Source organism: Shewanella sp. M-Br (assembly GCF_036245925.1).
Taxonomy (GTDB): Bacteria; Pseudomonadota; Gammaproteobacteria; order Enterobacterales; family Shewanellaceae; genus Shewanella; species Shewanella oncorhynchi.
In genome coordinates, this window is record NZ_BJBV01000022.1 from 13,030 (window position 1) to 27,332 (window position 14,303).

Sequence of the window (14,303 nt, forward strand, 5' to 3'; positions counted from 1 at the left end):
ATTACGTTTTTATATCATTGTCAGCCACTTAAGTGAGAATGGCTGACTGTCGGTGTTCAATTTAGATATTTAATCGAGATAGCTAATCGAGATAGTAAACTCAAATCTTAAACTCAGATATTCAACTCCGACGCTTACTGATTGTTGATATTAGCCTTTTGACATCGGCTGCAGCAACTGACTTCAATTGATTTATTGCGCTTTCACTGCGAAGGTTTCTAATGCCTGAATGGCTTTTTTCTTCGCACGCTTTTGCTCATACATAGCATGATCTGCAGTCTTAAAGGATTGATACCAATCGGCTTCGAAGGGGGCAATACCAAAACTAAAACCTAGGCTAAGCTCTGAACCTTGATTCAAGGTTTTGCGCATATCATCTAAGTCCTGTTCAATTTGAGCTAACGGCCCATGGCATAAAGCGACAAACTCATCGCCACCAAAACGGGAAATAATGCCTTTATTTTGCCAATAGGTGAGCATGGCGGTGGCTGTTCGCTTGATGGCAACATCACCCATCTGGTGCCCATAGGCATCATTAATGGACTTGAGATTGTCCATATCGATAATAATTAAAAAACTGCCTAAGTGAGGTTTGTGCTGCCAGTGGTGCAGTTCATCTTCAAAATTCTTTCGATTATAAAGTCCTGTTAATGGATCAAAATTGGCGAGTTTAGTGATCTGCAGTGACTTCTGATAGAGCGCAATGGCATTGCTAGCTTCGTGAGTTAGGATAGAGACAAGATTGCGGTCGTAATCGCTAAAGGCGCCAATGCTACTGCTATCGAGATTGAGCATGGCATACAGTTTGCCATCAATACGAATAGGGCTAGACAGGGTTGAGCGTATCGGCTGCTTCGACACTGAGAGTAACACTTTTTGATCATCTTCCGTTAAGGTGCTAGCTGCATTGATATTCTTCATATCATTGATGACCACCACTTGATCGCATCTCCCTTCAGTGAGTCGATATTCAAAAGTTTGCTCTAAGGTAAAATCCAGTTGTCTGAGCTTTGCTAAATCGAGCCCCACGACAGATTCAAAATACAGTTTATTATTCACCTCGTTGATTTTAATGATGCTGCCCATTTCGGCACCATTAATCACGTACACGGCTTTATTGAGTAAGGCGTCCAGAAAGGCATGCTCATTTTTATAATGGCTCGAGAGATGGGCGAGTTCATAGATGGCATCGTTGATGGTGACGACTTGCTCTAAATGCTGCCATAGTCGAGTTAAACGACCCTGATGCAAATAGTAAATTAGGCTGTAGGCAAAAATATAAATGATGCAAACAAACAGTAAGGGCAGGATAGTCCAATTTTCTGTGGGTGCATTAAAGATAAACAGCAGGATGAATAGACATATCGGCACTATAAGCAGTAGCAGATGATAGCGATAATCTAAGCGATCTATGGTCTTACGTTTGAAATTATCCCTTAATTTCACTCGACTATTCCTTTATCTGTGTCATTGCTAGTAATCATTGAATGCTATACATCACTAACGTATTCACACTGAGTTCAGTTAAGTATATAACGAAAATTGAAATATAAACTGATATGAAACTGTGAACAATTTCATATCAGTGATTTTGGTACTAAATACTGAATTAACACGAATTTTCTGCGTATTCGGCCAATATCCAAGCTAATGGTGCTTGGTATTGGATTGGCATCCAAGTTTGCAGTGCGGCTATGCTCTGGTTGAGCACAGTTTGATGTGGCACTGATAGGTTTAAATGTCCGACTTTACGACCCGGGCGAACTTCTTTGTTGTACCAGTACAACTCAGCATTGGGCAAACTTAACCAGCGAGGGTCATTATCGATACCGATAAGGTTGACCATAACACACTGAAAATTCACTTGTGGCTGTGGGATCGCAATTCCGCAAAGTGCTCTAAGATGCAGCTGGAATTGATCCATATGGGTTCCGGCTTGAGTCCAATGGGCAGAGTTGTGCACTCGCGGCGCCAGCTCATTCACCAGTAGCTCATCGCCAACACGGAAGCATTCCATCGCCATTACGCCAACGTATTCAAGTTCGTGCATAATAGCGCTGAGCATAGTTTCGGCTTGGGCTTGCAAAGGGCTTAAGCGTGCCAGTGGCGAAATCGACGCCATTAAAATGCCGTCCTGATGTAAGTTCAGCGTCAGCGGATAAAACACGCATTCGCCTTCGCGAGTACGCACGCCAACCAATGATACTTCTTCATCAAAATTAATTGCTTGCTCAGCAATCGCAAGGTTACGCCAATCGTTTGGAATATCACCCGCTTCGGCTTCTTTTAGCCAATGTTGACCTTTACCGTCATAACCCCCAGTACGGCGTTTCATCAAGACTCTAGGACCATAGTGCTGATACAGGGTATCGACTTGGGTGTTATCGTCGACTAAGGTCCAAGGCGCTGTGGGAACACTGAGCTGGTCGAGTAGACTTTTTTGGCTAAAACGGTCGGCTAAACGTCTAAATACCGGACCATTAACAAAATGGGGGTGTGAGCTGAGTTGTAAACTCAGCGCGGACTCTGGCCACTGTTCGCGCTCGGCGGTAATAATGTCGTGGGGCGCGAGTGGCAGAATGTCATCCGTAGGTGTCATGATATCGACGGCGTTAACTTCAATCGCTAATGGCTCACCAGCGTGGGTCAACATGGCGCCCAGCTGACCATTACCTAATACCCAAACCTTAGGTTTAGTGTTTGTCTGGGTCATTAGACTTCCCTCGGGTCTGGATTGTCCAGTACCGCACGGGTCTGTTCTTCTCTGAAAGCGTCAACACGAGCCGCTAATTCTGCATCGTTATTCGCAAGGATTTGGCAGGCCAATAATCCCGCATTGAATGCGCCCGCTGTGCCTATGGCTAAGGTGCCGACGGCGATGCCTTTTGGCATTTGAACGATAGACAATAAACTATCCATACCTGACAGGGCTTTACTTTGGACTGGTACACCTAATACGGGTAAGCGAGTTTTAGAGGCAATCATACCGGGTAAGTGCGCTGCACCACCTGCGCCACCAATGATGATTTTAAAACCACGTTCGGCGGCAGAGGCTGCAAACTCCATGAGTTTATCTGGCGTTCTATGGGCGGAAACCACTTCAACATGATAAGGCACTTGCAGTTTATCCATTATCTCAGCGGCGGCTTCCATCGTGGGCCAATCACTTTTAGAACCCATAACAACAGCAACAAGGGCTTGCATGATAACTCCTTAACTCACTAATTTTAATTATATTTTGACCTTGTTTCAGGTCTAGGTACAGTTGATGCTTGTCTAGCCGTCATCGGTAGCTAGCATCATGGCGCTGAATAATACCATGATCCTAGCGATTTCTGCCCGTTTTTGCGTGTGAAAAAACGTCTTTCGCTGCGATGAATAGGTGAGGTGATGGAGCAATAAAAAAGACCAACACTGAGGTTGGCCTTTGAGATAAGTCAGCAACATTAAGCCCTGAGATCGTGCTACTGGTTTACTGTGTCTGCTTATCCGCAGTGATTTCTGTTTGCTGAGTGATGACTGGCGCTTCTGTCATTGCCTCACGTAGGGTCGAGTAAAACTTCAATACACCTTCAATTGGCTGGATCTTCGCTCTCGCCAGCGTTCGGATGGGCTGGAACTGCAGATCGGCGATAATGAGCTTAGTTTTATTCGCTTTGCATTTTTCAATCAGTTTCGTCAGTGCGGCTAATCCTCCCGCATCCAGAATAGATACTCCATCGAGATAAAGCACTATCACTTGTTTATCTTCGGTGAGACTCGCGATTTCGGAGAAAATGCGGTCAGCAGCAGCGAAGAATAGCGGCCCGTTAATTTTAAGGACAGCCCAATCGGCAGGTAGCTCTTGATCCACATAACGCTTGTTGGTGCTGATATCGTAAAGCTTTGTCATCTCGGCAATTTCTTTCATAAACAGCAAGGCAGCAAGGATAATTCCCACACTGATGGCGATCACCATGTCGAAAATAACCGTTAATGAAAAACAACTGACAAAAACCATGATATCGCTGGTGGGCGCAGTTTTAATTAAATGTAGTGCCTTGTGGGCTTCACTCATGTTCCAAGCCACAACAAGTAGCAGGGCTGCCATGGCTGACATGGGCAAATAAGCTAATACGCCCGCTAAGGCGACTAAACCAATTAAGACTACTATGGCGTGGATCATGGCCGCTATCGGGCTCTGAGCTCCCGCTTTGACGTTTGCCGCGCTACGGGCAATTGCTGCAGTGGCCGGTATACCGCCAAAAAACGGTGTGATGATATTACCTATACCTTGCCCTAGTAATTCACTGTTGGCACTGTGACGTTTACCTGTCATGCCATCGAGCACCACTGCACACAGTAGCGATTCAATTGCGCCTAACATGGCAATGGCAAAGGCGACTGGTAATAAAGCTTGAAAGGTCGCGAGATTAAACTGAAACGCTTGGCCATTCGCTCCAGCTTGCAGCCAAGGCCATTCGAAACTGGGTAATACGGCAGGAATTCCCATGCCTGTGGTGCCATCACTCAGTTGATAGTGAAAACGGGTTCCTATGGTTTCTATATCTGCACCCATGGCATTGAGAACCAAGGCGAACATAGTGCCGAGTATAATAGCTGGAAGGTGCGCTGGCACGGGTGTTTTGAGTTTTGGCCAAAGTAGCATAGTCGCTAAGGTCGCGGATGCTACCAGTAGGCTAGGTAAATGCACCGAGGGTAGGGCTTGAGCTAATGTCATCAACTTAGCCAGATATTGCTCTGGCATCTGGGCTATATCGAGTCCGAAAAAATCTTTGAGCTGCAAGGTCGCGATGACGACACCTATCCCCGCGGTAAAGCCTAAAGTGACGGATTCAGGGATATACAAAATTAATCGGCCAAGTCGCAGCATTGCCATGCCGACGAGTATCATTCCGGACATCACAGTCGCGATTAATAATCCTGCTAAACCAAATTGTTGGGCTATCGGATAGAGCAATACTACGAATGCCGCTGTCGGGCCTGACACGCTATAACGTGAGCCGCCGGATATGGCGATAATAAAGCCGCCGACAATCGCAGTGTATAAACCGTATTGAGGTGCAACTCCACTGGCAATGGCTAATGCCATTGCTAACGGAATGGCAATAATGCCGACAGTGAGACCTGCAAGAAGATCTTGCCCAAAACGTTTAAACGAATACTTATCCTTCACGCAAGCTTCTGTGAGTGCGTGGGCGATTCTTAGGGAAAACAAATGAGCTGAGTGTGACACGAGTGGGTCCCATAGCGAGGCGAGTAACAAGCTTCTATTTTAGTGACCTGATACAAGACGCAGTGTGAGCTTGATTGCAAAAACGATTGAAAATACTTTGTTTTGTATAAATAGTGTGCTTGGAGGCTGTTTGATTCTCATTTAAGAGTGGTTTGTAAAATATTTTGATACTTTAACCCTTTTAGTCATTTGCGCCGTTTACAGCCTTAGGTCAACATCAAAGGCATTCAACATGAAAACAATATACTTCCAGAAAACCATTGCACATTCCTTATTACCTTGGGGAAACGCCAGCATATCGGCGAGCAATAGCGCAGCTTTATTCTTAGTCATGCTGAGTTTAACGGCCTGTGGCGGTAAAGGCTCTGAGGCTCAACAACGACAAGCGGAGCTGCAAGCCGAACAGAATAATAAAGAAGTGTCACTGCGCCGTGCTGAAATGCGTGATGCTACTAAGATTGAGATGGCCAGAGTCGCGGCGCCGATGCAAATGTCTACCCATGGTGCAGTGATGGGAATGAACATAGCCCCAATGCCGTCAGACTATGCCGCGATTCCGTTAGCACAAAATAAATTCGAGCCGCTGGTGCAAAATGGCATCATGGTGGCAGGAGAAATCCCAGTATCGACTTTTTCCATCGATGTTGATACTGGCAGTTATGCCACCTTAAGGCGGATGCTGAGGGAAGGGCGCTTGCCCGAGAAAGGTACAGTCAGAGTCGAGGAAATGCTCAATTATTTTGCCTACGATTATCCCTTACCTGCTAAAAATGCCGCGCCGTTTAGCGTTACGACAGAGCTTGCGCCATCCCCTTATAACGATGACATGATGCTGTTACGGATTGGTCTTAAAGGGTATGACTTAGCTAAATCTCAGTTAGGCGCGAGGAACTTAGTCTTTTTGCTCGATGTGTCAGGTTCTATGGCATCTGCCGATAAATTGCCTTTACTGCAAACAGCACTCAAGTTGCTGACGGCGCAATTAAGCGCGCAGGATAAAGTTTCTATTGTGGTTTATGCTGGGGCTGCTGGTGTGGTGCTCGATGGCGCGTCGGGGAATGACACTCAAACTTTAACCTATGCGTTAGAGCAATTGAGCGCAGGTGGTTCAACCAATGGTGGGCAAGGAATCACACAAGCTTATCAATTGGCGACAAAGCATTTCATCCCCCATGGTATTAATCGAGTCATCCTCGCGACTGATGGTGATTTCAACGTTGGTATGACAGATTTTGATGATTTGATTGCCTTGATTGAGAAGGAAAAAGATCATGGTATTGGCCTGACAACCTTAGGGTTTGGTTTGGGGAATTACAACGATCAACTCATGGAGCAATTAGCGGATAAGGGCAATGGCAACTATGCCTATATCGATACCCTGAATGAAGCGCGAAAAGTGCTGGTGGACGAGTTAAGTTCAAGCTTGTTCACTATTGCTAAAGACGTCAAAGTGCAAGTGGAGTTTAATCCGGCCTTAGTGTCTGAGTATCGTCTAATTGGTTATGAGAATCGTGCTTTAGCACGGGAGGATTTCAACAACGATAAGGTGGATGCGGGCGAAATTGGCGCGGGTCATACAGTGACTGCCTTATATGAATTAAGATATGTTGAAGCAGGGCAGATGGCGAATGATAAACTCAGATATGGCGTTGATGCTCAAACGGGGCAAGAAAAATACAGCCGTGAAGAAATCGCTTTCCTTAAACTGAGATACAAGTTGCCAGAGCAAACACAGAGTCAGTTACTGAGTTATCCCATCAGGTTAGACCAAAATGTTAAGCTGTTAGAACAAGCGAGTGATGATTTTAGATTTGCAGCAGCAGTTGCAGGATTAGGGCAATTACTGAATGGCAGCCATTATCTACATCAATTTGATTATACTAAGTTAAGCCAGTTAGCACGTTCTGCATTAGGGGACGATCCCTTTGGCTATCGCCATGAGTTTGTGCAATTAATGGAAACCGCTGCGGCCATAGAGCAATCTAATCATGTGCCGATTAAGAAGGTATTCGATGGTACGGATAAACCTTTTCCTCCCCAAGATAAGCTTCATGGCGAGCCAGTGAGAGACAAGAGCAATACGCGCAATGAGAGATTACAATAGTAAAAGTAAATTCGTGGGGCTAACCCCAATGATGAGGAATTTCCCGTGGCATTAGCAATAGCGCAATTATCAAACCATGAGCACTCAGATGAGCAATTGATGTTGTGCTATGCCAAGGGCGATTCAAAAGCATTTGAACAGTTATACCTGAAGCACAAAGGTGCACTCTATCGCTACTTTGTACGCCAGTTAGGTGATAAGCAGTTAGCTGAAGATTTGTATCAAGAAACCTGGGGGCGGGTGATCCGCGCTGCGGCTAACTACGAAGCCAGTGCTAAGTTTACTACCTGGTTGTATCGTATCGCTCATAACTTATTGATTGATCATGTGCGGGCGGTTAAGCCCGTGGATTTTGTCGCTATTGATGAAGATGATGTAGGGCTCGATACTTTTGTGGCGGGTGCGCAAGATAAACCCGATGTGCAGTGGCAAGAAGCGCAAAAGAGCTTATTGCTAAAGACCTGTATCGCACTGTTACCCCAAGTTCAGAAAGAGGCATTTATCCTGAATATTGAAATGGGTTTTACGGCTGCCATCATTAGCGACATTGCGGGCGTGACCTTAGAAGCGACTAAAAGCCGTATTCGTTATGCTTACCAAAGCCTAAAAGATTGTGTCAGCGCGAAATGGCAGGAGGCGGGTCATGAGTAATTCTTCTTCAAGTGCTGATGAGCGCGCATTACAACAGGAAGTGCTGGCTTGGTATCGCCAACAGGCCTTAGAGGTTCCACCGCAGCAACTTGATCAAGATATCTTACAGCTGGCGCAAACTCACTTAGCTGAAATGCATCAAAGCAAAATAACCGCCGTTGAAGCGCCAAGTTCCGTCTGGCGACGCCATCCTTGGGCGTTATCGAGCGCGGCATCGTTAGTGCTTGTTGTTGGTCTGCTGGTGCTGAATCGACCTCAAGTCGAAGATGCACTTGCTCCAAGTCCTATGGTGATGAGTGCCCCTGCGCCACAAACGATGGCAAGAATGGCTGATACTGAAGCGATGCAATCTTTAAACATGCAAACAGAAGCCGTGGCTGAACATAAAAGACAGACGGAAATGCAGCAAGCTAAAGCCGCATTGGGAGCAACTGAGCAGCAGGATGCAATTAGCCCCGCTATCGCTGCAAGGTCTATGAATGCACCAAAATTATCTGAGCCTGCTGAAATCAACCAAGTGTCATTGACTGAGTATTTACATCGGTTACAAGTCCTCATCGAAGCGAAGGAGACTGAGCAAGCATTAGTGCTTGAACAAAAACTTCTCAAGGATTACCCGTATCTTGCAGTTAAGGATGTCGATGAAGCGCAGCAAATCGAATCGCAGCAAGTATTAAGACTTGAGTTTAAAAAGCTACAACAGCAATTACATCAGCTTGCCAAATGACTATGTGGTTGTGGTATTTACGAATAAAAAAGTGATTAGAAATCGCAAAGTGGTGAGATAAACAGCTAAATTTCCCTGAAATATGCCGAGACGTGCTAATGTTTGTGGTCTGTTTACTGTTTGGTATGTGATTTACTTGATCAACATCATAAAGTGAACAGGTTTTAGCCTGTTATATTGGTGTTAGTTCACGACTTGGCTAGTATCAATCGTCAGACCCATATTCAGGAGGCATTATGCTTAAAAGACTCATGCATGATCATAAACATATAGCTGTATTGCTAAATGTTTTAAAAAACAAGCAGATGAAACTATCCGAAGGTGAGTCAATCAACTTCAGCGTCGTGCGCGATATTGTTGAATATATGCAAGGATATGCTGAACGTTGCCATCATCCCATTGAAGACATTATTTATGCCTACTACCTAGCCCATAAAACGAACGATACTATCGATAAATTGAGTGCCGAACATGAGTCGGTGATCCAATCCTCGGCCACCTTGATGGCGACTTTAAACTTGATCCTCAGTGATATTGTGGTTGCCCGCGAGAAACTGATTGTTGATTTTGCAGAGTATGTCGCATTGCAAGAGCGACATATGCAGATGGAGGAACGGGAAATATTTCCTTTGTTAGCCAAAAGTTTAACTGAGCAAGATTGGCAAGTTATTGAGTTAGAGTGTCAGAAATCGCTAATCGATGATCCTTTGTTTCTTGATCGAGAGCAGAAAGAATTTGAAGATTTACGGGTTTATCTCACAGCATCTGACTAATACTCTTTAGTTTATTGGGTCCATGTTGTGGGCTTAAGCTGGTGTTTTTATACGGCTGAGGAGCACATTTTTGATTCTGACGGCGATGTCTCGTGAGCCAAAGTTGGTTGGGATTTGTAAAGTATTATCGGTGTCGATGACGTTGGTTTTTATCGTAACTTACTGGTTTTTTTATGTGTTTTTTTAAAGCTCCGGCTCGTAAGGTCATACCCCGCTTATATTCTGTTTGCTCCAATAGTTGTAAGTAAAAAAGCGCCGAAGGGCGCTTTTCTATTCATGTTTGAAATGATAACTAGCTCATATAAACATGTAATTACAACTGGATAGCATCAATGTCGTAGTTAAAGTTATTATCGATTTCTTGGAGTTCTTTGAGCAAACGATGCTTATCTTTTAACGCTTCGATCTCACGCCATTTACGCTTTTTATTGGAGCCTCGCGAACGATCGGGTCTTTCAACGACTTCATCTAGCGCACAACCATAATCTAAACGATCCATGGCAACCTCCTGTTGTTGTATGTTTTGTCAGCGATTAAATAACATATTTTTAAAACAGGGTGCAAGAATTATGTTTCATTTGTGTTAAGTTGAAATGAACTTTGAGTGATATGTCATTGATGTTATATGCAGAAGTAGAGAGGAGTTAAGCAGAAAAATTTAATAAAAAGAACGGGGTAGAATTAAAAAGCCAGCAATTGCTGGCTTTTTGTTCGATTAGATTTTGCCTTGTCGATAAAGGTTAATCAATGCGTTGCTTGAGGCATCTAAAGCATCGGAATCTTGCTCTGCGCCAATGCGTGCTAACACATCGTTACCGAGATTCTTACCGAGTTCTACACCCCATTGATCGAAGGAGTTGATATCCCAAATAGCACCTTGAACGAAGGTTCTATGTTCATACAAGGCAATTAAAGCGCCTAGGGTACTTGGAGTGAGCTTATCCATAAGTAAGGTATTGCTCGGCTTGTTACCAGGCATGACTTTATGTTGAGCGATCAGCTGCTTCTCTGTGGTGGATAATGCGCTATTAGCAAGTTCGGCTAAAGCTTCATCAAAAGTACGACCTTGCATTAAGGCCTGGGTTTGACCGAAGCAGTTTGACGCTAATTGGTCATGGTGCTCACCGATAGGATTATGGCTTTGCAGCGGCATAATGAAATCGGCAGGGATCAGTGCGGTACCTTGATGTAATAACTGGTGGTAGGCATGCTGGCCATTAGTGCCTTCGCCCCCCCAAATGACGGGACCTGTGCTGTAGTCAACATCAGTACCATTTAAGGTGACTGACTTACCGTTACTTTCCATATCGAGCTGCTGGAAGTAAGCGGGTAGGCCTCGCAGATAATGATCGTAGGTTAATACGACATGGGATTGAGCATTAAAGAAGTTTCCGTACCATAGGGAGAGTAATCCCATGATAACTGGCATATTCTCAGTCAGTGGCGCTGTGGCGAAGTGCTCATCCATCTGATGCGCCCCCGTGAGTAGAGCCCTGAAGTTATCCATACCGATCAAAAGTGCAATCGGCAAGCCAATCGCTGACCAGAGAGAGTAACGGCCACCAACCCAATCCCACATAGGGAAAATATTGTTTGCATCGATGCCAAAATCTGTCGCTTTTGCCACGTTTGAAGTGACTGCGACAAAGTGTTTTGCCACATCAGACTGCAAACCGCCTTTCGCTAGGAACCAGTCTCTTGCGGTGAGGGTATTGGTTAAGGTTTCCTGTGTCCCGAAAGATTTGGATGACATGATGAACAAGGTCGTTTCAGGATCCAATAACTTCAGCTTCTCACTAATAGAAGTCCCGTCGACGTTTGCCACAAAGTGACAATTTAATTCGGGGTTCCAATAAGGGCGCAATGCTTGAGAGACGATTTTGGGGCCTAGGAAAGAGCCGCCAATACCAATACTTACAATATCGGTTATCGCTTTACCTGTGTAACCTTTCCATTGACCTGATGTCACTGAGCTCACAAACCCTTGCATCTTATCTAGAGTTTGTTGAACTTCAGGAACTATGTCTTGACCCTCGGCAATAATCGATTGTTCTGCAGTACTGCGAAGCGCTGTGTGCAGTACGGCGCGCTTCTCTGTGGTGTTAATGATTTCACCTGCAAACATCGCTTTGATTTTTGCTTCAAGTTGGCTATTGCTTGCCAACGCAAATAACAGATCCAGCGTTTCCGCTGTTGCTCTGTTTTTAGAGTAATCGAGTAATAAACCACAGGCTGATAGCGACATTTTATTGAAACGTGCCGCGTCAGTTGCAAACAATTCCCGCATATGCGGAACATTTTTACTGTGTGCTGATAAAGCTTGCCATGTTGAGCTTTGGGTCAAGAGTGTCATTTCACCGTCTCCAGAGTGCTTAGTTCGCGAGCTTAGCCGTGAGCATGACTTCGAGCTTACCTTGGTCTATCGCAAAGTTTCGAATGCCTTCGGCAAGCTTATCAACCGCCATTGGATCTTGGTTAAAGTCCCAACGGAATTGTGCTTCAGTCAATGGGGGTTCTGCAGCGACAGTGGTCGTTGCTGCAACCAGTTTAGGTGTGATGTCAACTTGCGAATTAGCCAGTTCTTCTAATAGAGAAGGGCCAATGGTCAGACGATCGCAACCTGCTAGCTCAATAATTTCACCGATATTACGGAAACTTGCACCCATAACAACAGTGTCAAAACCGTGTTGTTTGTAGTAGTTATAAATTTCAGTCACTGAAATGACACCAGGGTCATTTACGGCATTGTAATCTTTACCCGTATCTTTTTTGTACCAATCAAGTATGCGGCCTACAAAAGGAGAAATGAGATAAGCACCCGCTTCGGCACACGCACGCGCTTGAGCAAAGCTAAATAGTAGAGTTAAGTTGCAGTTGATGCCTTCTTGCTCTAGTTCTTTAGCGGCACAAATGCCTTCCCAAGTTGAAGCGAGTTTGATCAGGATGCGTGATTTATCTACACCCGCTTCTTTATATAGGCGAACCAATTTATGGGCTTTAGCGATTGATTTTTCTTTATCGAATGATAAACGGGCATCAACTTCAGTTGAAATACGGCCAGGAACGAGTTTCAGTATTTCTACGCCGATATTGACCGCTAGTTTGTCGCTGGCATCATCAAGTTGCTGCACGAGATCGGTACTTTGTGATTTTGCCCAGTCGATAGCGTTAACTATAAGGGATTCATATTCAGGAATTTGAGCCGCTTTCAAGATGAGTGATGGATTAGTGGTCGCATCTTCAGGTTGGTAGCGTTTAATCGCTTCGATGTCGCCTGTGTCAGCGACGATAGTGGTATATAACTTGAGTTGCTCTAATGTATTGGCCATGAAAAACATCCTTCTCAGGTAGCAGTTTTAACTCGGAATTCACTGATGACTATTAGAAGCGATTTTGCCAACTTTTCCAACCTTGAATGTAAAAAAATTACAAAAATGACAATTTTATGTCTATTAAGGTATGGCTCGAGCTACGGGCTATCATCTTGGCTGCAGTAGAGGGCGTCGCTTGTCCTAGTGTATACCCCACAAAAACAAAAAGTCGCTGCAAGCAGCGACTTTTTTACTTCAGTAAGTACTATTACTTCAGAACAGGTTGTTTTGTTGTGGTAGTCACGATAGCTTCGATGCGACGGTTCGCAGCGTGAGCTTCTTTTGAATCACCAGCAACCAATGGCTGAGTAACACCGTAACCGTTAGAAGTTACGCGGCTTCCGCTGATACCATATTTCTCTACAAGAATCTTGGCAACGGCGTCAGCACGTTTGTCAGACAATTCCATGTTGTATTCTGGTTTACCTACATTTGAGGCGTGACCTGCGATTTCAACAGTGAAAGCTGGGTTTTTGTTCAAATAGTTAGCTAATCTTTCGATGTCTTTGTAGTAAACATTTTTAACTACAGCAGAATCGTTAGCAAACTGGATTGAACCTACGTCTTCTTTGTTCTTCACGTTTTCATAGATAGTACAGCCAACAGAGTCAACTTTGTGAGTTGCTGGTGTTGCTGGACATTGATCTTTGTCGTCGTAAACGCCATCGTTGTCAGAATCAACAGGTGCTGCTGCAACGACTGCTGCGGCAACTGGAGCTGCTGCAACTGGAGTTCCGAAACGGTAGCTCAGTTCTAGACCCCAGTAGTTGCTATCAGCTTCAACAATATTGTAATCATCATTTAAGTTTTCATAACGACGATATTTAGCTTGTAATTTTAAGTTGTCAGTGAAGTTATAACCAACACCAGCACCTAAATATGGAGCAAAATCATTTGTACTGTATTTGCTCGAAGTTACACCATTGTTTTGGCTGTTTTCGAGTGAATAGTACATTGCCCCAGCTTCAGCTGATAGGCTCCAGCGGTTAGCTAGTGGCCAAATACCAACTAGACCAAGTGTAGAACCTTTTACGCTTGCATCATTGCTGATACCCGCTGCGTTCCAATCTGCATTACCTAAATCACGGAAGCCGATTTCAGCACCGAAGTAATCGTTGAACATGTAGCCTGCGAAAACATCCCAAGCGTATGGACTGTCTTCACCGTTCTGAGTGGCAACGTGCTCATAGTTATTAACGCCTAAACCGGCACCAACATACCAAGGTGTAAGTTCCTGAGATGCGCTGGCTGCGAGTGGAAGCAGAGATGTCAGTAATACTACTTTTAATGTGTTCTTCATCATTTTATTTACGTCCATTGATTATGATTCTCCACCAATATGCTTTGCTGGTTTTGTGCAAAACATTGCTAGCACTTAGTGTGGGGATCCTTTGATATTTTAGCCAGCGGTTAATTATCACTTGGTTTGTTAACTTTTTCC

General features: G+C 44.6%; 12 protein-coding genes. 4 read left to right on the forward strand and 8 right to left on the reverse strand.

Going from position 1 to position 14,303, the window contains the following annotated elements; translation table 11 throughout:
* Positions 1-192: 192 nt before the first annotated feature.
* The 4 genes from AAA952_RS17230 to dauA all read right to left on the reverse strand — a co-directional run bounded on the left by AAA952_RS17230 (position 193) and on the right by dauA (position 5,236).
* Positions 193-1,446: a GGDEF domain-containing protein gene (locus AAA952_RS17230; protein ID WP_105249953.1), complete on the reverse strand. Its 1,254-nt coding sequence runs from the start codon at positions 1,444-1,446 to the stop codon at positions 193-195.
* 163 nt (positions 1,447-1,609) lie between these two features.
* A complete protein-coding gene (gene purK, locus AAA952_RS17235) occupies positions 1,610-2,713 on the reverse strand; it encodes a 5-(carboxyamino)imidazole ribonucleotide synthase (protein ID WP_338258683.1) in 1,104 nt (367 codons plus the stop codon).
* Entirely contained in the window at positions 2,713-3,204 is a 492-nt protein-coding gene (purE, locus tag AAA952_RS17240; protein ID WP_028760937.1) for a 5-(carboxyamino)imidazole ribonucleotide mutase, read from the reverse strand. Before purE ends, purK begins: the two co-directional genes overlap by 1 nt.
* 268 nt (positions 3,205-3,472) lie before the next feature.
* Positions 3,473-5,236, reverse strand: coding sequence for a C4-dicarboxylic acid transporter DauA (gene dauA, locus AAA952_RS17245; RefSeq protein WP_338258684.1), 1,764 nt, complete (start codon positions 5,234-5,236; stop codon positions 3,473-3,475).
* Between the two features lie 232 nt (positions 5,237-5,468).
* Between dauA and AAA952_RS17250 the strand changes: the two genes are divergently transcribed.
* The 4 genes from AAA952_RS17250 (at position 5,469) to AAA952_RS17265 (ending at position 9,491) form a co-directional block, all read left to right on the forward strand.
* Positions 5,469-7,340, forward strand: coding sequence for a vWA domain-containing protein (locus AAA952_RS17250; protein ID WP_263212690.1), 1,872 nt, complete (start codon positions 5,469-5,471; stop codon positions 7,338-7,340).
* Positions 7,341-7,385: 45 nt separating this feature from the next.
* Positions 7,386-7,991 (forward strand): sigma-70 family RNA polymerase sigma factor, encoded by a 606-nt coding sequence (locus AAA952_RS17255; RefSeq protein ID WP_338258685.1) that lies wholly within the window; start codon positions 7,386-7,388, stop codon positions 7,989-7,991.
* The gene (locus tag AAA952_RS17260; RefSeq protein ID WP_338258686.1) at positions 7,984-8,718 is read left to right on the forward strand and encodes a hypothetical protein; all 735 of its coding nucleotides are present in this window, start codon (positions 7,984-7,986) and stop codon (positions 8,716-8,718) included. The genes AAA952_RS17255 and AAA952_RS17260 overlap by 8 nt, the downstream gene beginning before the upstream one ends.
* Positions 8,719-8,954: 236 nt before the next feature.
* A complete protein-coding gene (locus AAA952_RS17265; protein WP_105249947.1) occupies positions 8,955-9,491 on the forward strand; it encodes a hemerythrin domain-containing protein in 537 nt (178 codons plus the stop codon).
* Between the two features lie 313 nt (positions 9,492-9,804).
* Here AAA952_RS17265 and AAA952_RS17270 read toward each other — a convergent pair whose 3' ends face one another.
* The 4 genes from AAA952_RS17270 to AAA952_RS17285 form a co-directional block, all read right to left on the reverse strand.
* Positions 9,805-9,990: a DUF3545 family protein gene (locus AAA952_RS17270; RefSeq protein WP_006080618.1), complete on the reverse strand. Its 186-nt coding sequence runs from the start codon at positions 9,988-9,990 to the stop codon at positions 9,805-9,807.
* A 216-nt stretch (positions 9,991-10,206) separates the two neighbouring features.
* Positions 10,207-11,844, reverse strand: a complete 1,638-nt coding sequence (gene pgi, locus AAA952_RS17275) for a glucose-6-phosphate isomerase (protein ID WP_338258687.1) — start codon at positions 11,842-11,844, stop codon at positions 10,207-10,209.
* 19 nt (positions 11,845-11,863) lie between these two features.
* Entirely contained in the window at positions 11,864-12,820 is a 957-nt protein-coding gene (gene tal / locus AAA952_RS17280; protein WP_338258688.1) for a transaldolase, read from the reverse strand.
* A 250-nt stretch (positions 12,821-13,070) separates the two neighbouring features.
* The gene (locus tag AAA952_RS17285) at positions 13,071-14,180 is read right to left on the reverse strand and encodes an OmpA family protein (RefSeq protein WP_028760930.1); all 1,110 of its coding nucleotides are present in this window, start codon (positions 14,178-14,180) and stop codon (positions 13,071-13,073) included.
* Between the last annotated feature and the right edge of the window lie 123 nt (positions 14,181-14,303).